18 protein-coding genes are annotated in these 22,257 nt (G+C 57.7%); 7 read left to right on the forward strand and 11 right to left on the reverse strand.

Annotation, left to right across the window (positions count from 1 at the left end):
* Positions 1-18: 18 nt before the first annotated feature.
* From WC600_04050 to WC600_04075, 6 genes are all read right to left on the reverse strand, one after another.
* A complete protein-coding gene (locus WC600_04050; GenBank protein ID MFA4901897.1) occupies positions 19-3,045 on the reverse strand; it encodes an HAD-IC family P-type ATPase in 3,027 nt (1,008 codons plus the stop codon).
* A 56-nt stretch (positions 3,046-3,101) separates the two neighbouring features.
* Positions 3,102-3,773 carry a hypothetical protein gene (locus WC600_04055; protein MFA4901898.1) on the reverse strand — a complete coding sequence of 224 codons (672 nt, stop codon included), beginning with the start codon at positions 3,771-3,773 and terminating at the stop codon, positions 3,102-3,104.
* A gap of 79 nt (positions 3,774-3,852) precedes the next feature.
* Complete coding sequence (locus WC600_04060) at positions 3,853-4,278, reverse strand: arsenate reductase ArsC (GenBank protein MFA4901899.1); 426 nt, start codon at positions 4,276-4,278, stop codon at positions 3,853-3,855.
* 36 nt (positions 4,279-4,314) lie between these two features.
* Complete coding sequence (locus WC600_04065) at positions 4,315-4,602, reverse strand: hypothetical protein (GenBank protein ID MFA4901900.1); 288 nt, start codon at positions 4,600-4,602, stop codon at positions 4,315-4,317.
* Positions 4,603-4,907: 305 nt separating this feature from the next.
* A complete protein-coding gene (locus WC600_04070) occupies positions 4,908-6,209 on the reverse strand; it encodes a PhoH family protein (GenBank protein ID MFA4901901.1) in 1,302 nt (433 codons plus the stop codon).
* 591 nt (positions 6,210-6,800) lie between these two features.
* Entirely contained in the window at positions 6,801-7,082 is a 282-nt protein-coding gene (locus tag WC600_04075; protein MFA4901902.1) for a DUF5132 domain-containing protein, read from the reverse strand.
* A gap of 110 nt (positions 7,083-7,192) precedes the next feature.
* Between WC600_04075 and WC600_04080 the strand changes: the two genes are divergently transcribed.
* Positions 7,193-7,570: a PadR family transcriptional regulator gene (locus WC600_04080; protein ID MFA4901903.1), complete on the forward strand. Its 378-nt coding sequence runs from the start codon at positions 7,193-7,195 to the stop codon at positions 7,568-7,570.
* A 236-nt stretch (positions 7,571-7,806) separates the two neighbouring features.
* Positions 7,807-9,108, forward strand: coding sequence for an acetyl-CoA hydrolase/transferase C-terminal domain-containing protein (locus tag WC600_04085; protein ID MFA4901904.1), 1,302 nt, complete (start codon positions 7,807-7,809; stop codon positions 9,106-9,108).
* Positions 9,109-9,162: 54 nt separating this feature from the next.
* Here WC600_04085 and WC600_04090 read toward each other — a convergent pair whose 3' ends face one another.
* The 4 genes from WC600_04090 to WC600_04105 all read right to left on the reverse strand — a co-directional run bounded on the left by WC600_04090 (position 9,163) and on the right by WC600_04105 (position 14,208).
* Positions 9,163-9,594 carry a PPC domain-containing DNA-binding protein gene (locus WC600_04090; protein ID MFA4901905.1) on the reverse strand — a complete coding sequence of 144 codons (432 nt, stop codon included), beginning with the start codon at positions 9,592-9,594 and terminating at the stop codon, positions 9,163-9,165.
* Between the two features lie 186 nt (positions 9,595-9,780).
* Positions 9,781-11,406, reverse strand: coding sequence for a lactate permease LctP family transporter (locus WC600_04095; protein ID MFA4901906.1), 1,626 nt, complete (start codon positions 11,404-11,406; stop codon positions 9,781-9,783).
* Between the two features lie 82 nt (positions 11,407-11,488).
* Entirely contained in the window at positions 11,489-13,654 is a 2,166-nt protein-coding gene (gene ldhH, locus WC600_04100) for an L-lactate dehydrogenase (quinone) large subunit LdhH (protein MFA4901907.1), read from the reverse strand.
* Complete coding sequence (locus WC600_04105; GenBank protein MFA4901908.1) at positions 13,651-14,208, reverse strand: lactate utilization protein; 558 nt, start codon at positions 14,206-14,208, stop codon at positions 13,651-13,653. The genes ldhH and WC600_04105 overlap by 4 nt, the downstream gene beginning before the upstream one ends.
* Positions 14,209-14,411: 203 nt before the next feature.
* Here WC600_04105 and WC600_04110 point away from each other — a divergent pair, with 203 nt between their 5' ends.
* The 4 genes from WC600_04110 to WC600_04125 all read left to right on the forward strand — a co-directional run bounded on the left by WC600_04110 (position 14,412) and on the right by WC600_04125 (position 18,758).
* The gene (locus WC600_04110; GenBank protein MFA4901909.1) at positions 14,412-15,170 is read left to right on the forward strand and encodes a FadR/GntR family transcriptional regulator; all 759 of its coding nucleotides are present in this window, start codon (positions 14,412-14,414) and stop codon (positions 15,168-15,170) included.
* Positions 15,171-15,323: 153 nt separating this feature from the next.
* Complete coding sequence (locus WC600_04115; GenBank protein ID MFA4901910.1) at positions 15,324-16,706, forward strand: FAD-linked oxidase C-terminal domain-containing protein; 1,383 nt, start codon at positions 15,324-15,326, stop codon at positions 16,704-16,706.
* Positions 16,707-16,813: 107 nt separating this feature from the next.
* Positions 16,814-18,121, forward strand: coding sequence for a (Fe-S)-binding protein (locus tag WC600_04120; protein ID MFA4901911.1), 1,308 nt, complete (start codon positions 16,814-16,816; stop codon positions 18,119-18,121).
* A gap of 241 nt (positions 18,122-18,362) precedes the next feature.
* Positions 18,363-18,758: a hypothetical protein gene (locus WC600_04125; GenBank protein ID MFA4901912.1), complete on the forward strand. Its 396-nt coding sequence runs from the start codon at positions 18,363-18,365 to the stop codon at positions 18,756-18,758.
* Between the two features lie 75 nt (positions 18,759-18,833).
* Here WC600_04125 and WC600_04130 read toward each other — a convergent pair whose 3' ends face one another.
* Positions 18,834-19,118: a hypothetical protein gene (locus tag WC600_04130; GenBank protein MFA4901913.1), complete on the reverse strand. Its 285-nt coding sequence runs from the start codon at positions 19,116-19,118 to the stop codon at positions 18,834-18,836.
* Between the two features lie 389 nt (positions 19,119-19,507).
* On the opposite strand from WC600_04130, the gene WC600_04135 reads away from it, so the two are divergent.
* Positions 19,508-22,252 (forward strand): tetratricopeptide repeat protein, encoded by a 2,745-nt coding sequence (locus WC600_04135; GenBank protein ID MFA4901914.1) that lies wholly within the window; start codon positions 19,508-19,510, stop codon positions 22,250-22,252.
* Positions 22,253-22,257 lie beyond the last annotated feature (5 nt).

The following is a 22,257-nucleotide window of genomic DNA, read 5'->3' on the forward strand; positions in this document are numbered from 1 at the left end:
CTTTGCCCTCTTTAATCCTTAGGTCGCTTCTTTTTCAACCGGCGGTTTCTTGGTGATTTCGTTGACCAGCAAAGGCAGCACGGCCCCGCCGGCTACCACCAGACCATCCAGCAGGCTAAGGGGGGTTAAGCCAAGAATGGTCCGGAACCACGGCACCACCGCGGTCAAGACCTGTACCCCCAGGGACCCTGCCAGGGCAACGGTCAGATAGCGGTTGGGCGGCAGGCTTCCGGGCGTGAGCACGCTATGCTGATCCGAACGGCAACTGAGGGCGTGGAGAAGCTGCCCGGTGGTGAGGCCGTGGAAGGCCAGGGTGCTGGCCCGGGCCCCCAGGCCATAGCGCATGATACCATAACCGAAGGCTCCCAGGGCGCCTGCGGTCATGGTCGCGCCTTCAAAAGCCATGCGCTTGAAATCAGAGCCGGTAAAAATCGGCCGTTGCGGGTCTCGAGGGGGCCGGGACATGATATCGGGCTCGGGGGCTTCCATGGCCAGGGCCAATCCCGGAAAAATGTCGGAGATCAGGTTAATCCACAACAACTGCATGGCGTTCAGAGGTGAGCCCAGCCCCACGGTCAGGGCCGTGAAGGTCAGCATGATCTCGCTTAAATTGGTGGCCAGGAAAAAATGCACCGATTTACGGATGTTGTTATACGTGGTGCGGCCGTCCCGGATGGCAATGATCATGGTGTCCAGGTTGTCTTCCTCCAACACCACGTCCGCGACTTCCCGGGCGATATCAGTGCCGGTGCTGCCCATGGCGATCCCCACATCCGCAGCCTTCAGGGCGGGACCGTCATTGATGCCGTCTCCGGTCATGGCCACCACCTTGCCGGTCTGTTGGAGGACCTGGACAATCTGGAGCTTGTGGGCCGGACTGACCCGGGCAAAGACATGGGCCCGCTTGGCCAGGGCCTTCAAGGTCTCCGGATCGATATCGGCCAGATGGGTGGAGTCCAGGATTTCCAGGGGATCTTCGTGGCTCAGGTTCAGTTCCTTGCCGATGGCGTAGGCCGTGGGGCTCTGATCGCCGGTGATCATAATGGTCTCGATCCCGGCGCCGTGGAACGCGGCGATGGCCTTTTCCACACCCTCCCGGATGGGGTCGGCCATGCCGATGATACCCAACCAGACCAACTCGCTGGGCATTTCGCCATTAATCAGGTCGTCCCGGTCTGAATAAGCGACCCCCAGAACTCGTTGGGCCAGGCCGGCCATGCGCTCGTTTTCGGCCTCGATTTCCCGCCGGTCTTCATCACTCAGGGGGAGCAACTGGTTACCCTTGAGGTGCACCGTGCACATGGATAGGACTTCCAGGGGACTGCCCTTAATGGCCACCAGCGTCCCCCCGGCCGGCTCAGTATGGAGCGTGCCCATGAACTGGCGATTTTCCGAACGGTAGTTGATGCGCTGCACCGGGTATTGCTCCCTGAGGCCGGCCACATCGATGCCTACCTTGAGGGCCAAATGCACCAAGGCAGCTTCCGTGGGGGTCCCTTGGAGCTTCCGGGCCTCGCCTTCCTGATAAATCTCGGTTTCGTTGCAGAGCACCGACACCAGCAGGAGCCGCTGCAGTTCCACACAGGTGGTAGGAGAGACATCGCCGTTGGACGCCGCGAAGCGCTCCCCTTCGACCTTTAAGGACCGCATGCCCGTAAAAATCTCCACCACCACCATCTCATTGCGGGTGATGGTGCCGGTCTTGTCCAGACAGATGGTTTGGAGGGCGCCCAGGGTTTCCACTGCATCCAGATGGCGGATCAAGACCTTATGACGCCGCATATCCCGGATGCCCAGGGATAGGGTGGTGGTGGCTACGGTGGGTAGGCCTTCCGGCACCGCCGCGGCCGCCAGGCAGATGGAGGTGCGCAGCATCGCCAACAGGCCCAGCCCCCGGACAAACCCTACCAGAAACACCACACCGCAAACCCCGCAGCATACCACCACCAGTTGATCGCCCACCTGGCCCAATTGGCGCTGCATCGGGGTCTCCGGACTGGTGGCTTCCCCCATCATGGTTTGAATTTTGCCGATTTCCGTAAAGCTGCCCGTGGCCACCACCACGGCCAGCCCTTCACCCCCGGTGACCAGGGTTCCCATGAAGGCCATGTTGAGCCGGTCGCCCAGGGGGATGCGGGCATTGGCCAAGGCCTCGGTACTTTTGACTACGGGCAGACTTTCCCCGGTCAGGGCGGATTCATCCACCGACAGATGGGTAGCCTCCACCAGGCGGCAGTCGGCGGACACGTAGCTCCCCGGGCGCAGCACCAAAAGATCACCCAGGACAATATCTTCCGCGGAGATCTCCCGCATGTGGCCCTCCCGGATAACCAGGGCCGTGGGCCGCACCAGGGTTTGGAGGGAGCGGATGGTTTTTTCGGCTTCGCTTTCGGTCTTGTAGCCGATGAAGGCGTTGAGGGTGACCACGCCCATAATCAGCACGGCATCCAGAACGCCCCCGGTGAGGACGGAAATACCTGCGGCCGCCCCCAGCAACGCCACCGGCAGGGACTTGAACTGCTCGGTAAAAATTTCCCAGCCGGACCGGCGCTCTGCCTCAGGCAGCACATTGGGGCCGTACTTTTGGAGATTTTTCTCAACCACCCGGTTCGGAAGGCCCGATAGCCGAGAGGTCTGGAGCGCGGCCAGCACCGTGTCCGGTTCCTGCAGATGCCAGGGTTCCTCGGGTTGGTCTGCCACCGCGGTAAAAAGGGCTTTTAATTTGTCGACCGTTGAGGCGGTAGTCGCGGCATCAGGGGGGGAGTCGGCGGACAAGGGCTCGGGTTGCACTGCCGCCGCGGCGGGCTGCTGGTGGTGGAATCCTTTCACCAACCCGGCAATGAGGGCGGTGATGGTTTCGGGCGTGTTGCCCGAATTGAAGCAGACCAGGAGATTGCCCGTCAAGGCGTTGGCCGAGGCGTGGGTGATTTCCTGGAGCCGCGCCAGTTGCGCCTCCAGGAAGCGTTTCAAGGCCTCGGAGCGGTAGAGCCCGTCAACCTTAAACCTCACCCTACCCGCTACCGCGGTATGAATGGCCTGCACCATGGGCTTTATGGGACTTTATTGAGTTGCTTTGGGGGCTGTGGAAGCTGCCGCCCCTTTTAGGCCCCGGGGCTTTTTTTCCCCGCCGCCGGAGGAGGCTCTTTGGCCGCCGGCGCTGACTCCTCGGGGGCTTTGGCCTTGGGCATAACGGCACAGGCAACTTCCTTGACGCCTTCCACCGCCCCCACCAGGATATCGCTGATGCTCTTGACCGCGCTCTGGCCCAGGGACCCTGCGGCTTCAATGGCCCCGCCCACGGCCGCCTTGGCTGTGCCGCCCAGGTTGCCGCCTATTTCGGTAGCGCCTTCAATCACCCCGGTCACGACGCTTTTAGCCACCGTCGCCACGTCGCCGCCTACGTCCGCGGCGCCCTTGATCGCGCCTTTTACCAGTTCGCTGGCCGCGGCCTCCACATTGCCGCCCACGTCGCTGACGCCCAGGATCACGCCTTTAGCCACGTTCTTGGCGCTGACGATGAGCCCAGTTCCCACTTCTTCCGTGGCCTTGATCACCCCTTGGAAGACATCCCGGCTCACATTGACGGTTTCCGAGGCCACGGCCCCGGTGGTCTTTAAGGCGTCGGTGACGGCGGTTCTCGCCAGAGTGACGATCTGGCCTTCGATCTCCTGCAAGCCCTTGAGGCTGCCGACAACGCCATCTTTCACGGTAGTACCGGCCTGACCCAGCATGTTGCCGAGCCCTTTGCCTTCACTCGGTTCTTTTTCAGCCATGATTCCTTCCTCCGGAGACTGATTGCGGGATAATTAAAAATTAACGTTAGTTATTGAGGATCGACAAAACAAGATCGGTTTAAGCAAACTTGCTCAACCAAGATTTTACCTGTTCTTCTATCTGGTCCCTGACTTCACGGAACTTGGCTAACTTTTCTTCTTTACTGCCACCTGCGGCCGCCGGATCATCGAAGGGCCAGAACAGTCTGACCAACACGCCGGGGAAGACTTTGGGACAGGTTTTTTCAGCTTGTTCGCAGACGATGATCAGATAGCGAATGTCAATTTTTCCCAAAAATTCTTTAACGCTCTTGGCATGTTGATGGCTGATATCGATGCCGGCCTCAGCCATCACTTGTTTGGTATACGGATTGATCTCTTTAGGCTCATATCCGGCGCTGAGAACTTCGAACCGGTCCCCGCCATACTTTTTGAGAAAAGCTTCGGCCATTTGCGAGCGGGCCGTATTACCCGTGCACAGAAAAAGGACAGTAGGCTTTTCCATAAACAATCACCTAACGGCCAAAGAGTCCGGCCCGGGTCACATGCTCTGGCTCAGCCAGGAAGCCAGGTGCATGGCGTTAACTTCCGGGAAAAACGTCGTAAAGGTAGCTTTCAGGGCCAACAGCGACATGAGCGACGTCAACTGCTGCTTATCATAGGAAACTTCCACCAGGCCCCGGTCGGGGTCAGTTTCCACCCTCCGGATTCCCCGGATGCCGGCTAACCCAGCCTGGAAATCACGGGTCAGGTCATGGTTGCCCTTGAGCTTGTCAATAGCCAGACTGAGTTGCCCCGGCTGAGAATGAACCACAGCGAATCCGTCCATGAATCGGCTTACCCCCTCCTGGGTTTCCCCAGGTTCTTAAATTAAATGCATGCTAACAAAAACCTAATATAAATCTAATACTTATCCTGGGGATAGCTTTTTTAACTATACTCGACTTCACCCCAGCCTCCAATAAAAAGATTACGATATATATCGAATTTTACTCTAATTTCTTAAATCTTCCCACCCCACAGCAGCCGCCCCGATTCTTTGAGTACGTGGCTATCCCTGGGGCCCCATGGCATCAGGCAGCCGGCCCGCGGTGAAGTAAGGAATTTCCGTGAAAATAGAAGTGGTTGTGACTCTTAGAGCAGTTTGGCGCCCAACTCGGCAATACCGGACCTCTCACCTTTGAGCAGGGTGATGTGGCCGGAGATTTCTTCTTCTTTGATCTTTTCCACCAGATAACTGAGGCCGTTGGAAGAGGCGTCCAGGTAAGGATGGTCGATTTGCTCGGGGTCCCCGGTAAAGATAATCTTACTGCCCCGGCCCACCCGGGTAAGGATGGTTTTGATCACGTGCGGGCTCAAGTTTTGACTCTCGTCACAGATGATGAATTGCTTGGGAATACTCCGGCCCCGGATGTAGGTAAGGGCCTCCAACTCGATCTTGCCGTTAGCGATCAGGTAATCGATACAGCCGTTGGGTTGGATATGCTCGTTGCACAGGTACTCCAGGTTGTCGTAAATGGGCTGCATCCAGGGCCTGATCTTATCTTCTTTGTCGCCGGGCAGGTAGCCGAGATCGTTGCCCAAGGGCACGATAGGACGGGTGATGAGGATGCGGTTGTAGCGGCCGCCCCCTTCCAGGACCTTTTCTAGCCCTGCGGCCAGGGCCATGATGGTCTTGCCGGTGCCGGCCCTGCCCACCAGGGTTACCACCTGGACATTGTCATCCAACAGCAAATCCAGGGCGAATTTTTGCTCCTTGTTCAGAGCCTTAATGCCGTAAACCGCTTTGCCGTCATGCGACAGTTTATGGAGCCGGCGGTTGCAATACCGGGCCAAGGCGGACTTGGAGGAAGATTCGCTCAACTTCAGGATACAGAACTGATGGGGGTGGAGTTCGGCCTGGTCATAATCCAGGGAGCCCTCCTGATAGAAACGGTCGATATCCGCGGGAGCCAGATATAATTCCCTGACCCCGCTGTATAATTGATGATAATCCACCTTGTCGCTGTAAAAATCTTCGCAGGTTACCCCCAAGACATCGGCTTTGATGCGCAGATTTAAATCTTTGGTCACCAAGATGACCGGGTTGTCGCCATTCTTGCCGAGAGAATAGGCCAAGGCCAGAATCCTATTGTCCACGCTGGTTAAATCAATGCCATTCAGTGGATTGTGGGAGTTATGACCGTTGATCTCAATGCGCAGCGACCCGCCATTGATGAGCTCCACGCCTTCTGACAAGCGTCCCAGTAACCTTAATTCATCTAATTTTCGAGATACTTCTCGGGCGTTTCTACCGACTTCATCACTTCTTCGTTTAATACGATCCAACTCTTCTACTACTGAAAGGGTCAACACTATAGCATTATCTTCAAAAGAGAATAATGAATCAGGGTCGTGCAGCAACACGTTGGTGTCTAAGATATAAGTCTTTCTCATGGGCGTTTATCCTCTTATTGAACGTCAGGTTAGTTATAGATAACCCAAAGCCAAACCAAAAAAGACATTTACCTAATAAAAACGCAAGGATGCATTATACCGCCTGATACTCACTAGTATGCCACAAACTTCCGCTTTTGCAAAGCGATTTTCCTTGGAGAAGATATCCGATGCTCGGATGGAATGGTGGGCTTTTGTTAAAACTAACTAAATATTAACAAATACGACATTGGCCTATAATATTGTTTTTCTACATAAATCAATAAAGGGTTTATCTTGACGTTGGTAGTGAAGAGTGCCGGGTGAGCTTCGAACTGGGATGATTTGTAGGAGGCTTAAGATGTGGTACATTATCTTTTTTACCCTGGGGGCAGTGGTGGGAAGTCTCGCAACCTTCCTGAGGTACGAGACCAAATGCCGGGATTGTGGCGTACGGGAAAACTGCGAAGAATTCCCTTAACATGGTCTTATCTTATTGTAATTTTTAAATCTATTTTACGAAAAACGAAAGACGGTATAAGGCAAACTCCTCCGCCCAGGCATGAAAATCCTTTTGCCTGACGTGCAAACCCAAAAACCCCGGGCCGGGAGTTAACCGGCGGTCTTGGCTTTGGTGGCCGCGTCTGCGGCGTCCACCGTGGCCGCCCGTTCAGCCTTGACTTCGGCCATCAGGTCACAAACCTGCTCACCAGCCTCCGCGGCAAACTCCTTGATGGTATCGGCCAGTACCAGGTAGCCCTTGATCAAGGTCTTGGCCAGGGGGCGAGAGACGGCTGCTACTGCCGGCAGGACAATGGGCGCCGCCATGGCTACCCCCAAGACCACCAGAATGCTGGGCACTGCACCTTTCAAACCGTCATCCATAAGAGCCATGGGTGGCCTCCTTTAATCTTTAAGCATCTCATGCAAACCTAATGAAAAACTAACGAAAAATCAACCGCAGCCTCAACGTTATCTAACCGATATATATCTATAATCGACTTATGAATTATCATGATCAGATTTACCAGGCCTTTTGGCAAGGGATGGTCCGCCTGGTGATCTTGCACCAGGCCTCCCAAGGTCCGATTTATGGCGGCAAGTTAAGCAAATTCCTCCGGGAGCAGGGCTATGCCATTAGCCCCGGCAGCCTCTATCCCCTCCTGCACCTGCTGGAAAAGGCGAGCTTTTTGACCTCCCGCCTCAAAGTTTACCGGGGCCGGGTGCGAAAGTATTATGAGATTACCCTTGAGGGTCGAGCCTGTCTGGATCTGGTGCGCCGGGAAGTAAGGGACCTGGCCAAAGAAGTTATCCTGGGGGAAGATACCACCCCGCATTCGCCTCCTGTGCCGTCCCTTCCCAAGACAGAAGATGCCGATTAGCCTGTAATAAGCAAGGGTGGCTGGCGTCGTTTCCCACGCCGATCTTTAAAAAGTGCTCTTTTTTCCTCTCCCAATCGAGGGGAGCGGTTTGGGGTGGAATTAAATAAGCCGAACAAATTCCCCCGGCCCTCCCAATTTCAAGATAAAATAATGCAATGTTTATTCTCGGGTTTAACCGATAGAGCAAATATCAACCCTACGTCGAACCAGCCCCGGCTGCTCTTGAGGAATTGGCTATGTATTTAAAAGAATATCAGCGCAAACTCACCACCCCGGAGCAGGCGATGGAGCCCGTCCCTAACGCGGCCACCATCGTCCACGGCATGGCCAGCGGCGAACCCCCGGCGCTGCTCGCGGCCCTGGCCCAGCGGGTGCGGCAGGGGGGCCTTCGGGACCTCAAGGTCTACTCGCTGCTGCCCATGAAGAACGCCGGCACCACCATTTTATCCCCGGATTTGGCGGGCCTGATTCAGCCCCATTGTTGGTTCGTCAGCGGCGCGGACCGGGACCAGGTGAGAGCCGGCACTCATGTCTTCGTGCCTAACCAGTTCCATCAAATCCCGCGGCTGATCCGGGATTTCATGCACGTAGACGTCACGGTCACTACCGTCTCCCCCATGGATAAAGCCGGGTTTTTCAGCTTCGGGACCGTCAACGATTACATCACCACCGCGGCCCTCCATTGCAAGCGGCTCGTCGTGGAGGTCAATCGCCATATGCCCCGGGTCTTTGGAGAATCCCTGCTCCACGTTTCCGAGGTAGACGCCATCGTGGAATATGACACCCCCCTGGTTGAACTTATTCCTAACCCGCCCAAGCCCGAAGCCGAGATCATCGGGCGCCACATTGCCGAAATGGTGCCGGACGGCGCCACTATTCAACTGGGCTTGGGGGGCATTCCCAATGCAGTCTGCCATTACCTGGAGGGGCATAAGGATCTGGGAATTCACTCCGAGTTGATGTGCCCGGGGATGGTCCACCTGATCAAAAAAGGGGTGATCACCGGGCGCAAAAAAAATCTGCATAACCGCAAGCACGTCTTTACCAACGCCATAGGCGACCGGGAGATGTACGAATTCATGAATGACAACCCCAGCATGGAGAGCTACCCCGTTTCCCACACCAACAACCCCCGAGTCATTGCAGCCAACAACAACATGATATCCATCAACTCAACCATTGAAGTGGATTTATTGGGGCAGTGCAACTCGGAGTATATGGGAGGGTTTGAATTCAGCGGCACCGGGGGCCAGTTGGATTACGTACGGGGAGCCTTTGATTCCAAGGGGGGGAAATCCATCATCGCCTTTTATTCCACGGCCCACAACGGCGAGGTCTCCCGGGTGGTGCCTCGCTTCGCCCCGGGCACGGTGGTCACTACACCCCGCATGGACACCCATTACCTGGTCACCGAATATGGCGCGGTCAACTTGATGGGCAAGTCCACCTGCGAGCGAGCCCTGGAGATCGTCAAGCTGGCCCATCCCAAATTTAGGGACAGCCTGATGGAGGAAGCCAGGAAGATGTGTTTGGCATAAGCCGCGGCGCTACGACTTACACCAGATGGTTCAGAATAGCCGGCTTTAACCGCTTCACTTATAAGGCCACAGGAACAGCCCGGTGGGGTCATCCATCTGGCGCACCAGCGGCGTGGCCGACTTATATTCCTGGATGGCAAACTCGCAGGCGAAGGCCAGGGTGCCTTCGGCAAGATGCCCCCCGAGGGCCAAGCCGTCATGGTCGGACAGGGTGACGTGGGCATGGACCATAGGCTTGCCGTCTTTTAGCGAAATGTTGCCGGTAAGAGACAAAATTTCTAAAGGACGAGCCAAATCCAGGAAGTAATATTTGCGCTCCGTCTGGTTGTAATAGCCCACCCGAGCTTTAGTGACCGCGCCGATGGCCTGGACTTCTCCCAGGGTGATGCCGTGCTCCCGGGCGCAATTCTCCAAAGCCGCCAGCAAGTCCTCGCCTTTGGCCAGCCGCCCGATGATCTTGCGGCCAGGGGTTACGGTGATGTTCATGGTGCTTCCTCCTTGAGTTAAGGACATGCCTTTAAGGACACCACGTGGATAATCGTCTGATCCTCTCCGCAAAAGCCAGACCTGGCGCAGCAGCCTTCCTTACATAATAAGAGGCTGAAGCTTTGGGGTAAATAGCCCCTAAAAAATGGCGGGGTAACCCCGCCATTTTTTCAGTCTTAAGGTTACTTACGGCAGCATGAACTTGAACCAGTAGGCCTGGAGCAGGGTGATGACGGAGATGACCAGGACCATGGCGATGCTGTGCTTCAAGGTAAACCGAAAGATGGTGCCTTCCTCCCCCACCAGGCCCGTAGCGGCGGTAGCCACGGAGATGCTCTGGGGCGAAATCATCTTGCCGGTCACGCCCCCGCTGGAGTTGGCTGCCACCATGAGATTGGGGTCCACCCCGATTTGTTGCGCCGTGGTCTTTTGCAGGGAGCCGAACAGGGCGTTGGAGGAGGTGTCGGAGCCGGTGAGAAACACCCCCAACCAGCCCAGGATCGGCGAGAAGAGGGGGAACAACACCCCGGTGGCAGTGAAGGCCAGGCCCAGGGTTGAACTCATGGCGGAGTAGTTCATGATATAGGCCAACCCGAGGATCATGGAAATGGTCAAGATGGCCCACTTCAAGGTTTTGATGGTCCGGCCCAGGCAGGCAAAGGCCTTGCCGAATCCGTAGTTGGGAAGGACCAGGATCGACAGCAGTCCGGCGATAAAGATGGCGGTGCCCGCCGCAGTGCCGATATTCACATTGAAGACCGCGGGGTAGGGCACATCCTTGGCCACGATGGGCGCGGTCTTGATCACCAGCTTGTGCAGCAGTGGCCAGTCGAACGTAGTGCCGAAAGGCTTCAGGAAAACCTTGATCGAATCCAATCCCCACAGGAACACCATAATAGCCAGGATACCGTAAGGCACCCAGGCACGGATCACTTCACCCGTGGAAAAGCGACAGGTTATCTGTTCCGTGGGGGCCACCCCGGAGAACCGCCAGATGGTGGGCGGCTTCCAAAACCGGAGGAAGAGACCCAAGCCGGCGATGGTGACGATGGCCGAGATAATGTCAGGCAGATAAGGGCCGACGAAATTGGAGACCACGAATTGAGAAACCGCGAAGCACAAACCGGTGACGATAATGGCCGGCAAAACCTCCATGGCGGATTTCCACCCGCTCATGGTCACCACCAGCCACAGGGGCACGATCACGGATAAAAGGGGCAACTGACGCCCGACGATCTTGCTGATATGCATCATGTCAAGGCCGGTAACCCCCGCGGCCACCACGATGGGGATGCCGATGGCGCCGAAGGCCACCGGTGCGGTGTTGGCGATCAGGCAGACACCGGCAGCGTACACAGGTTGAAATCCAAGACCCACCAGCATGGCCGCGGTGATGGCCACCGGGGTGCCGAAACCCGCGGTTCCTTCGATGAAGGAGCCGAACGCGAAGGCGATGAACAAGGCCTGCAAACGACGGTCATCGGTGATGCAGGCCAGGGAATTTTTGATGATCTCAAACTCCCCGGACTCCACCGACATGTTGTACACCCAGATGGCCGTAATGACGATCCAGACGATGGGGAAAAGGCCGAACAACATACCGTTAAGGGTGGCCATGACTGCGAGTTGCACGGGCATGCCCCAGATAATGATGGCCAGCAAGATGGCCGCCGAAGTGCCGAAAAAGGCGGCATGGTGTCCTTTGGACCGCCTGATCCCCAGCATGTAAAGGAGAATGAAGAGAGGGATGGCGGCCACCAACGCCGAGATGCCCAGGTTACCCAGGGGGTTGTAATTTTGCAGCCAGGTCATTAGGTTACCCTCCGATAGAGAAATGCTTTAAATAATATTAAAAGATGAACCCGGCTCGGGGCCGGCTCTCATCCCACCTTCCTCAATCCTGCGCAGCCTCTTGGGCCTCCGCGACGACTTCGGCGATGTGCTTGACCTTGACCGGGCTTTTGCGCTTGTCCATGCCACCCTTGAGTTGCAGCACGCAGCCGGGGCAGTCGGTGACCAATAAATCCGCACCGGTTTCCTCCACCGCGTCCAGTTTCTTCTTGAGCAACTCGGCGGAGAGCTCCGGGAAATCCATGGAAAAGGTCCCACCCATGCCGCAGCAGGTGTCTTCGTCCCTGGCAGGCAGGTATTCCAGGCCGGCGATGGCCAGCAAATCCCGGGGCTCCTGCACCACGCCCATCCCCCGGCAGAGGTGGCAGGGGGAGTGGTAGGCCACTTTCTTTTTGCCGCCCCTGAAGCGCTTAGGCGTAACTTTGAGGACCTGGGTCAGAAACGAGCTGAAGTCGATGAGCTTGCTCACAAGCTGGTCGGCTTTTACGGCCGCAGGCGTACCGGCCAGCAGCTTGGGGTAGGCTTCTTTGATGTGGGAGCCGCAGGAGGCGCATAGGGTCAGGATGTAATCGTAATCCGCCGGGTCCAAGGCCGCGAGGTTCTGGAGAGCCACTTCCTTGGCCACGTCTTTTTCCGCCATCATCTTGGCGGGCAAGCCGCAGCAGGTCTGCTCCATGGGATACTCAACCTGCACCCCCTGGTCCTTCAAGGCCTTGAGCAGGGCAATCCCCTGTTCGGGGTAAACAAAGTCCACCAGACAGCCGCCAAACAGGGCCACCCGGTAACGGGGGTTGTCCACCTTCTGATAAAGCTTAGGCCACAGGTCCCGGAAGGGGGTGCGGGCGATGACCGGCAGGCTTCGGAAGTCGTGCTCTTTGCCGAAAAAGAAGGGCAGGTGCCGGATGAACCCATCCCCCCGGGCCAGGGGCTTCTGGGCCAGAGAGGCCCGGCGCAGGATAAAATGGAAGAGTTTGCGATCCTTCAGGACCCGGCGCAGCAGTTTATTTTTCAGAGGCAGCTTCTCTTCGCCTTGCAAAACCTGGCAATAGGTTTCCTTGATAAGATGGGGAAGATCGATGCCCGCAGGGCATATCGCTTTACAGGCCTGGCAGTTGAGACAGTTCTGTACGATGGCCCGGTCGTTTTTGCGGCCATGGTAAAAATAGGTGAGGATCAGGCCGATGGCGCCGATATAGACGTGGCCGTAGTTGTGGCCACCCACCAGGCTGTAAATCGGGCAGACGTTGGCGCAGGAGCCGCAGCGCACGCATCGCAGGGCCTGGGAAAAAATGGGGTCCCGGGAGATGGCCAGGCGGCCGTTGTCCAGAAAGACGACGTGCATCTCCTTCTGGCCGCCGGTCGCGGTCCGGCACTCGTTGGCCCCGGTGATCCAGGAGACGTAAGACGTGATAATCTGGCCGGTAGCCCGAGGCGGCAAGATCTTGAGAATCCGCAGGGCGGAATGCAGATCTGGCACCAGCTTGTCCACCCCCACCAGGGCCACGTGGACCCGGGGCAGGGTGGTGGTCAGGCGAGCGTTGCCTTCGTTGCTGATGATGCCCAAGCTGCCGGTCGCGGCGATGGCGAAATTGGCCCCGGAAATCCCCATATCCGCGGTCAGGAAGGCCTTGCGCAACTCCTTGCGGGCCACCTTCACCAGATTGCCGATGTCGGGTTCCTGAGGTTCACCCGTAACTTTGCTGAATAAATCCGCCACCTCCTGCCGGGACAGGTGGATGGCCGGCATGACCATGTGGGACGGCCCTTCGTGGCGTAGCTGGATGATCCACTCCCCCAGGTCCGTTTCCACCACCTCGTAGCCATCTTTTTCCAGATGGTCGTTCAGAAAGGTCTCTTCTGCGGTCATGGACTTGGATTTGACGATCTTCTTGACCTGGTTATCCCGGGCGATGGCGGCGATGATCTCGTTGGCCTCCCTGGCGGTGGCGGCCAGATGGACCTTCACCCCGGCGGCTTCAGCCTTGGCCTTGAAGGCCTGGTAAAGCTCTTCCAGGTGGGGCAGGGCCTCGTCCTTACCTTTAGCGATCTCCCGGCGCAAGCCCTCCACGTCCACTCCCTGAAAGATGCGGCCCTGGGCTTCTTTGTAAGCCGAGGCAAAGGTGCCCATGGCGGAGCGCAGAAATTTGTTATCCAGGGCCTTCTTCAGACGCTTTTTGTATTCCTTAAGGTTTTGGGCCGTGTCGATCATGATTCCTGGTCCTTTAAAATGAGTACGTGTAATTCCTGAGGGCCGTGGACGCCGATGGTGAGGACCCGTTCGATGTCGGCGGTGCGGGAGGCCCCGGTTATGAAGGCCACGTAACTGGGGGGGGACGCCATCAAACGGACCAGGTCCGCTTCCAAGGCCTCGGAATCAGGCCTAAGGCGAGACAAGGGTAAGACCGCAATATGGATTTCCGCCAGCATGGTGGCCAGACGCAGGTCTTCGGAGCCGGAGTCCAACACCAGGGTGCCGGTGGCGGCGATGCCCCAGTCGGCCAGGGTGAGGGCCGTGTGCAGGTTGGCGGCGTGTTCTCGCAGGTTATCCATAACCAGATTCACTCCGGCCTGGGAGCAAGCTTTTTCCAGGTCTGCCCGGTCTTGGCCGTCCCAACCGAAGGCCGCCATGGATTTGCCCCCTTGTTTTGTGGTAAGATCCGCGGCATAATCGAAGGCCGCGGTCACATCGGTGATCTCGGAGATCACTACCTGGACGGCCGCGGCCTTTTCCTTGAAGAGGTTCAGGTCAGTCTGTGGCCCCATAGTTAAGCGCCTCTATTTGTGGGTGGAAGTTTGGCGGTGGCCGGAGGGGGTCACCTGTTTTATGGTCTTACCAGCATGAAATAAGCGCTAAACTAAGAGGTTTGGTCATTGGTCAGACCACTTGACAATATGGTATGAAACCATAAAATAGTTGTCAAGGGAAAAAATTGCCGGGGCGCAATTTTTAGGTTCAAAGGAGGAGCATGGCGGCGTTACTTAAGCCCATCAAGGTGAAGCGGGTTTCGGACCAGGCCTATGAGCAGATCCGGGACCTCATATTTCGGGGTCAACTCAAACCCGGGGAGCAAATCATGCCCGAACGGGAACTGGCCCAGGCCCTGGGGGTGAGCCGCCCCACGGTGCGGGAAGCCATCAAGCAGCTCGTCACCATGGGACTCCTGGAACATCGCCAGGGACAAGGCACTTACGTGCGCTCCATTCAAGATCAGCGGGGACTTAATCCGTTAGCCGCCATGATCGAAGGTCACAGCCCCACCCTGGAGGAACTCCTGGAGGTGAGGATGGGACTGGAAGGCCAGGCAGTAACTCTGGCGGCCCAGCGGGCCACTCCAGAAGACCTCCAGGTATTGGAGAAGGCTCTGGCCCACATGCTGGAGGAAAACCGGGCCGGGCGCCTGGGTATCGAAGAAGACGTGTCCTTCCACATGGCCATCGCCTTTGCCACCAAGAATACGGTGCAGGTCCACATCATGAAGACGTTTTACGACCTGCTGCATTACGGCATCAAAGAGAACCTCTCCTATCTCTATGAGGACCCCGCCAATCTGATTATTATCGGGCAGCAACATACCGAGATCTTCCAGGGCATTAAGGCTCACGATCCCGAGGCGGCCTACGCCGCCATGAAACGGCATATCACCTTTGTCCTAGACTTCTTCCAGGAACGGCAGAGCCAAACCCCCCTGCCGGAAAGCGCCGCATTGGGACGCAAATCGAATTGACGCACTGCTTCCCGTACCGCTAGAGATCAGACCACCTGGCCAGAAAATGATTATTCTCGAATATTAAATTGGTCTTACCAATTGACATTGGCGCTGGGAGAGAATATCATTTACACAAGTAATAGCCCTACCCTCCCCCACAAGGAGACCGATATGGTCAGTGATAGCCTGGTAAAAGAATTTCAGCGGCTCCTGGGAAAGGACCAGGTCTTTCTCCAGGAAACCGACCGCCTTACCTATGCCTATGACGCCGCGGTGTTGGAACCCGTCCTGCCGGCCCTGGTGGTCAGGCCCAAGTCCACCGAGCTTTTGGGACAGGTGGTGCAGGTGTGCAACGACAACGGCCTGCCGTTGACCGTGCGGGGCGCCGGAACGAATCTGAGCGGCGGCACCATCCCCCTCCCCGGGGGCGTGGTGGTGCTCACCAATGCCCTCAACCAGATTCTGGAGATCAACGCCGAAGACCTCTATGCCGTGGTCCAGCCCGGGGTCATCACCGCCAAGCTGGCCCAGGCCGTGGAAGCCAAGGGCCTGTTTTACCCCCCCGATCCCGGCAGTATGGCCGTTTCCACCCTGGGCGGCAATGTGGCGGAAAATGCCGGAGGCTTGCGCGGGCTCAAATACGGGGTCACCCTGGATTACATCATGGGCCTCAATTTCTTCTCCGCCGCAGGCGACGTGGTGAAGACCGGCTCCCGCACCGTCAAATGCGTCACCGGTTATAATCTCACCGGCCTGTTGGTGGGCTCCGAGGGCACCCTGGGGGTCATCTCCGAGATTATCCTCAAGCTCATTCCCCTGCCCCAAGCCCGGAAGGCCATGCTGGCCACCTTCGAGGACGTCGCCCAGGCCTCCGAGACCGTGGCCGCCATCATCGCCAACCGCATCGTCCCGGCCACCCTGGAATTCCTGGATAACTTCACCATCCGCGCCGTAGAGGATTACAGCCACGCCGGGCTGCCGGTTGAGGCCGCGGCCCTGTTGCTTATCGAGGTGGACGGCCATCCCGCGGTGGTGGCGGAAGAGGCCGAGAAGGTGGAGGCCATCTGCCGGAGCCACGGCGCCACCGCAGTGCACGCCGCCAAAGACGACGCCGAGCGGGACCGGGTCTGGAGCGCCCGGCGCGCGGCGCTTTCGGCCCTGGCCAAGCTAAAACCCACCGTGGTCTTAGAGGACGCCACCGTGCCGCGCAGCAAAATCCCGGCCATGATTCGGGCCATCGTTGAGATCAGCCAGCGCTTTGACCTGCCCATCGGCACCTTCGGCCACGCCGGGGACGGCAATCTCCATCCCACCATCCTGACAGACCGCAGGAACGTCTCCGAGTGGCATCGGGTGGAGGCCGCGGTGGACGCCATTTTCGAGGCGGCCCTGGGGTTTGGGGGGACGCTCTCCGGAGAACACGGCATCGGCCTGGCCAAATCCCGGTTCATGGAAAAAGAAGTGGGCCGCGGCACCATTCTCTACTCCAAGCGCATCAAGGCGGCCCTGGACCCCAAGAACATCCTCAACCCCGGGAAGAGCATAGGAGAATAAAAGAAGCTGTCAGCTTTCAGCTATCAGCAGTCAGCTAAAAAAACGAAATTATCCCCATCGCCAAGGATTTTTCCAGCTGACGGCTGATCGCTCATGAGGAGAATAATATGTCCAGCATCAAAGAGCTGGCCCGGCTCATGAAGGAATTGGAAGCCCAACTGGTTTCGTGCATGCGCTGCGGCCTGTGCCAGGCGGTGTGCCCGCTGTTCGCCGAAACCGGACGGGAGGCCGATGTGGCCCGGGGCAAGCTGGCTCTCCTGGACGGCCTGGCCCAAGAAATCCTCAAGAATCCCCAGGGGGTCCAGGATCATCTGAACCGCTGCCTGTTGTGCGGCTCTTGTGCCGCCAACTGCCCCAGCGGCGTCAAAGTCCTGGATATTTTTATCAAGGCCCGGGCCATCCTGGCCGGCTATTTGGGGTTGTCTCCCGTGAAGAAAGCCATCTTCCGGGGTTTATTGAGCAAGCCGGACTGGTTCAACCGCATCCTGGCCTGGGGCGCCAAGTTCCAGGGAATTTTTGTCAAGCCGGTGGATGACTTACTGGGCTCATCATGCGCCCGTTTCATGTCGCCGCTCCTGGCCGACCGGCACTTTAAAGCCCTGGCCCCCGTGCCCTGGCACCGGCAGATCCCCCGGCGGGACACCGCGCCCGGGGCCTCAGGCCTCAAGGTAGCCTTCTTTGTGGGCTGCCTCATCGACAAAATCTTTCCTCAGGTGGGGGAGGCAACGCTCACCGTATTGGAGCACCACGGCGTGGGTGTCTATCTGCCGGCCAGCCAGGGATGCTGCGGCATTCCGGCCCTGTCCAGCGGCGACACTCAAACCTTCCAGGAACTGGTCCGCCTCAACCTGGAACTCCTGGATGATCCAGCCGTGCCTTGCGACTATCTGGTCACGGCCTGCGCCACCTGCAGCTCCACCATTAAAAAACTCTGGCCGCTCATGATGCAGGACGCGAGCCTAGCAGAGCAGAAAAAGGTCGCCGACCTGGCGGCCCGCACCCTGGATATCAGCCAGTTTCTGGTGGATAAAGTGGGGGTGACGCCCGCGGCGCCAGGCTCGGAGGACGGCAAGATCGCCATCACTTATCACGATCCCTGCCACCTGAAAAAATCCCTGGGGGTGGCGGCCCAGCCCCGAGTGCTGCTCCAGGCCAACCCCGGATATGTCCTGAAAGAGATGTCCGAATCCGATTGGTGTTGCGGCTGCGGCGGCAGCTTCAATCTCCAGCACTATGAGACCTCGGCGGCCATCGGCACACGTAAACGGGACAACATCGTTAAATCCCATAGCCGGGTGGTGGCCACGGGCTGCCCCGCCTGCATGCTGCAAATCACCGACATGCTGTCCCAGGCCGGGATGCGGATCACGGTGAAACATGCAGTGGAGATTTACGCCGAGGCCCTAAAAAAGTAACACCCCCATGAAAAACCGTGAAAGGCAGGGTCAGAGGCCGCCCTGCCTTTTCTCCTCTTTACCAACCACCTTCCGATCGTCATGTTTCCATGGCTGCTTGCGGCTACGAAAAAATATGGGGCAAGGACTGGCAGCAGGCTGCTCACGCTCTTAACTTAAGGGCAAATCCGTGAACGCTGGGCCCGCAGTTATCTGCAGGGCATAACCGGTGCAGCCATAGGGCTCGGAGAACGACATTTTAATGGTTGCAGTTTCGAAGGAGTGTGGCATGCCCCTGGACCCGATACAGGTGGTTATTTATGATGCTCCCGCGGCCAAGGGCACAAGCTGCGCCTGCGGTTGTGGCGGCCACCACCAGCATGGCGAAGCGGACGACCCCTTGGCCGGGGTCAGCATGGAGATGCAAGCCAGGGCCCTGGCCATGACCCTGGACACCGCGTTCCCCGGCAAAGTGCAGGTGGAGTACATCAATGTATTGAATGACGTTAGGGGGCCGAGCCTGCCTCAAACGGCGCTGCTCTGCTCCCTGTCCTACCCCAGCCCGCTGATCTATATCAACGGTGAGGGACGCTTCGCCGGAGCCCTCCTCCCGGAGCGCATCCGGGATGAAGTAGAAAAGATCCTGGCGGGGCAATAAAGATACGGCGCAAACTGCCCACGCCAGGGGCGGCATCTCTATGAAATCCAGTACTTATCCGGCCTTCCTCCGGCCTTAGCCTGACCGCGACTTTTTGGACCGGCGCGCCCCTTGGGCACGATGGAGGATGGTTTCCTCATTAGACTCACGTCTCCTGCGTTGTAATTCGGCGAGCGCAGAGCTATGATTCTCCATCTGGTATTCCACCTGAAAGCGAGGCGATTTTTGGGGCGCCTCTTGCGAGAGTTGCCATGTGGCTTGGCGCCATAGTTCAGCCCTGAGCATGCACTCAGGGCACTTTTCAAGGCATTGACGGCAACACGCTGGCAGGTTGTCGAGGCGGATGGTGATGGTGGGCATTATCCTCTCCTTGGAATGAGCGGCCTGATTCCCTCCATGGAATCGGCTGAGTGTTCGCGATTATTAATCAACATTCGAAAAAGGTCAATGAAAAGTTTTCTTTTTTTTAAGAAAGTTAATGAACCGACACTACACCAAAACGCCATCCCTGAGTGATCATTTTGTCCATGTGAAGCGTCGGTTTTAGTCAGGTGGAAGTGCACATAGCGATTGCCAAAAGTTCTTTCCCTTCATTCCCCTCTCCCCTTGTGGGTCAGGGTCAGAGTAAGGGGTGAATAAGAAAAATTTTTTGAGCAATTGAATATTAAGTACGCAGATGGCACAATCAGTTCCCAAAAGCCTTTTGTGGGCCTGACAGGATTAATCCATCAGCAAAGCAGGGAGAGGTTATGCGTCGGCTAACCATATTCGTCTGCACAGTGATGTTTTTAGGTCTCGGCATCATGAACGTCGAGACGGCGAGTGGGCAGAGTGGAACCCGCGGGGACCGCATGAATTTCGATCCCCAAAGAGGAATCGAGGTTCCAGAAGCCCAAGGGGAGCATGGGAATCTTTCTGATCGGATTAATAACCTGATCAAAGCGGGGAAAATCGAGGAGGCGCTTAAGCTTGCCCAAATGGCTCTCAACCGGCAAGAAAGCCGCCTGGGGCCTGAGGCGCCTGAAGTTGCCGGCAGCCTCCAGAGGCTGGCTAACATTGAGACACTCATCCCGCGGTGGTTGATGGCCATTACCCTCTATCAGCGGGCCTTACAGATCAGGGAGAAAGTCCTGGGGCCGGAGGACCCCAAGACCGCGGACACCCTGGCCCGCCTGGGGCGGGCCTACACTGAAGTGGGGGCCTATGACAAGGCGTTGCCCCTGGTGGAGCGTTCCCTGGCCATTCGGGAAAAAGTCCTGGGGCCGGATGCCCTGGAAACCTCCGGCAGCCTGGCCGTTTTGGCGAATTTGAAACGCCAGACGGGCGCCCATGCCCAGGCCTTGACCGTGGCCCAGCGGGCCTTGCAGATCAGGGAAAAAGTTCTAGGCCCGGATAATCCCAGGACCGCTGAAACTATGGACATCCTGGCCATGATTTACCAACAGCAGGGCGCCCTGGATCAGGCCCGGCCCCTGGTGGAGAAGGCTATTAAAATTAAGGAAAAGGCCCTGGGACCCACCCATCCCGAGACTGCCAAAAGCCAGCGCATCCTGGGCATAGTGCAACAGGGGAGCAAGGATTACGCCCAAGCCGAGGCCTCTTTCCACAAAGGCCAAGTCGGCAGCCAAGGCCTGGGCGGACTGGTTGAAGTCTATCTCTCCACCGGACGCTATGCCCAGGCCTTGGAAACCCTTGATTCCATGGACCTCAAAGCGAGGGCTCGGCCACAAATCTTCGCCATGTATTTTACCCAAAGGGGCCAGGCGCTCCAAGGGTTGGGCCGCCGGGGCGAGGCCGCAGCGGCGTACCTGGAAGCCATCAACGCCATCGAAGAGTTACGGACCCGTACGCCGGGAGAACGGGCCAGCTTTTTCCAGGCCGGTATAATAAAGGGCTATTACCAATCATACCTGGCTCTCATGGGCCTATTGTCAGAGATGACCCAAAAGGGTGAGCCTCTCCCTGCGGCTTTCCGAATTTATGGCCAAGACACGGGAGCCGCGGCCTTTTATTTTGCCGAGTCCATCAAAGGCCGCGCCCTGCTGGAGGCCATGGCGACCAAGGCCCGGACCGGCTTGAGCAAAGATGTTCCACCGGATTTGGCGGCCAAGGAACAGCAGCTTCAGGGCAAGTGGCAAGCCCTAAAGGGCAGATGGGATGACGTTTATTCGCCACATGTAGGCATAATGCGGGATATAGCGGTGTATCTGGAGGAGCAGAAAGATCTGGGGAAAAAACAAGTGGATTTGGTTGAGGAACTCCGCCGGCGCGCTCCCCGCTATGCGGCCTTGTATTATCCCAAGCCGTATACGTCCCAGGAACTGCCGTTAAAATCCGGAGAAGTCCTGCTGGAATATGTCCTGGGGGATAAAGAAAGCTATTTGTTTCAGGTGGAACCCGGCGGCCGCACCCAGATCTTCCGCCTGGCGGTTACCCGGCAAGACCTGGAAAAACGCCTGGGAGCCCTCTTGGCCCCCTTCCGGAACCCCGGGCTGAAGCGGGAAGATTTGCAGCGCTTCTCGGTTGCCGAAGCCGCGGCTCTGTATGGTCAGCTTCTGGCCCCGGCTCTGTCCGGAATCTCACCAGGCCAGCATCTGATCATCGTTCCGGATGGGGTTCTGGGTGCATTTCCTCTGGAGGCCCTGGTGGTGCAGCAGGCGCGGGATTGGCCAAAGAGTGTGCTGGTGGGAGACCGCTGGCCGGTGACCTACTCCCAATCCGCGGCCATTCTCGCCCTGAACCGGCACCTGGGTTTATCCCGGGCTCCCAAGCCCCTGTTTGCCTTGGGAGATTGCATCTATGATGCCGGCAGCGCCCGTTATCAGGCTTTCAAAGCGGGACAGGGCCGGGCCGGAGAGCTGATCCAGTCTCAAGGCGATAAGGCCCTGACCATGTCCGCAACCGGTGGCCGGGTCACCTTCCCGCCCCTGCCGGAGACCCGCCAGACGGTGACCGAATTGGCCCGCCTTTTCGGCGAAGCCCCGAAGCCGCCCCAGGTATTGCTGGACGTGGAAGCCACCGAGACGGAGTTGCATCGGGTCCGCCTCAACCAGTACCGGTATTTCTTCTTTGGCACTCACGGGTTTTTGGCCAACAACTTGGGCGGCATCAAGGAACCGGTGTTGGTCTTGACCCAGGTAGAGAATAAGGCCCCGGATAACGGCATGCTCACCTTCAATGAAGTTATGCAATTCCAGTTGGATGCCGACTTGGTGAGTCTGGCCGCGTGCATGACCGGGGTGGGTCAGGTCATGCAAGGGGAAGGCGTGGTCAATTTTGCCCGGGCCTTTGAGCAGGCCGGAGCCCGTAGCGTCATGGTAACGCTATGGAACATTCCCGTGGAGGAATCCTTAAAATTCTACACAGTCTTCTATAAATCTCTAAAAGAGGGAAAATCAAAACTCCAGGCCCTGCAGACGGCTCGCCAACAAGTACGGTCGCATGAGCCGCATCCCTATTTTTGGGCCGGAATCATTCTCCATGGGGAAGGGTAAGGCCG

The sequence above is a fragment of the Desulfobaccales bacterium genome (genome assembly GCA_041648175.1).
GTDB lineage: Bacteria > Desulfobacterota > Desulfobaccia > Desulfobaccales > 0-14-0-80-60-11 > 0-14-0-80-60-11.

Coding starts and splice junctions, on each gene's coding strand:
- WC600_04105 (MFA4901908.1), bottom strand. CDS start 14,208: ATGGGGCCACAGACTGACCTGAACCTCTTCAAGGAAAAGGCCGCGGCC.
- WC600_04050 (MFA4901897.1), bottom strand. CDS start 3,045: ATGGTGCAGGCCATTCATACCGCGGTAGCGGGTAGGGTGAGGTTTAAG.
- WC600_04110 (MFA4901909.1), top strand. CDS start 14,412: ATGGCGGCGTTACTTAAGCCCATCAAGGTGAAGCGGGTTTCGGACCAG.
- WC600_04095 (MFA4901906.1), bottom strand. CDS start 11,406: ATGACCTGGCTGCAAAATTACAACCCCCTGGGTAACCTGGGCATCTCG.
- WC600_04130 (MFA4901913.1), bottom strand. CDS start 19,118: ATGCCCACCATCACCATCCGCCTCGACAACCTGCCAGCGTGTTGCCGT.
- WC600_04115 (MFA4901910.1), top strand. CDS start 15,324: ATGGTCAGTGATAGCCTGGTAAAAGAATTTCAGCGGCTCCTGGGAAAG.
- WC600_04055 (MFA4901898.1), bottom strand. CDS start 3,773: ATGGCTGAAAAAGAACCGAGTGAAGGCAAAGGGCTCGGCAACATGCTG.
- WC600_04125 (MFA4901912.1), top strand. CDS start 18,363: ATGGTTGCAGTTTCGAAGGAGTGTGGCATGCCCCTGGACCCGATACAG.
- WC600_04070 (MFA4901901.1), bottom strand. CDS start 6,209: ATGAGAAAGACTTATATCTTAGACACCAACGTGTTGCTGCACGACCCT.
- WC600_04080 (MFA4901903.1), top strand. CDS start 7,193: ATGAATTATCATGATCAGATTTACCAGGCCTTTTGGCAAGGGATGGTC.
- WC600_04090 (MFA4901905.1), bottom strand. CDS start 9,594: ATGAACATCACCGTAACCCCTGGCCGCAAGATCATCGGGCGGCTGGCC.
- ldhH (MFA4901907.1), bottom strand. CDS start 13,654: ATGATCGACACGGCCCAAAACCTTAAGGAATACAAAAAGCGTCTGAAG.
- WC600_04060 (MFA4901899.1), bottom strand. CDS start 4,278: ATGGAAAAGCCTACTGTCCTTTTTCTGTGCACGGGTAATACGGCCCGC.
- WC600_04085 (MFA4901904.1), top strand. CDS start 7,807: ATGTATTTAAAAGAATATCAGCGCAAACTCACCACCCCGGAGCAGGCG.
- WC600_04065 (MFA4901900.1), bottom strand. CDS start 4,602: ATGGACGGATTCGCTGTGGTTCATTCTCAGCCGGGGCAACTCAGTCTG.
- WC600_04135 (MFA4901914.1), top strand. CDS start 19,508: ATGCGTCGGCTAACCATATTCGTCTGCACAGTGATGTTTTTAGGTCTC.
- WC600_04075 (MFA4901902.1), bottom strand. CDS start 7,082: ATGGCTCTTATGGATGACGGTTTGAAAGGTGCAGTGCCCAGCATTCTG.
- WC600_04120 (MFA4901911.1), top strand. CDS start 16,814: ATGTCCAGCATCAAAGAGCTGGCCCGGCTCATGAAGGAATTGGAAGCC.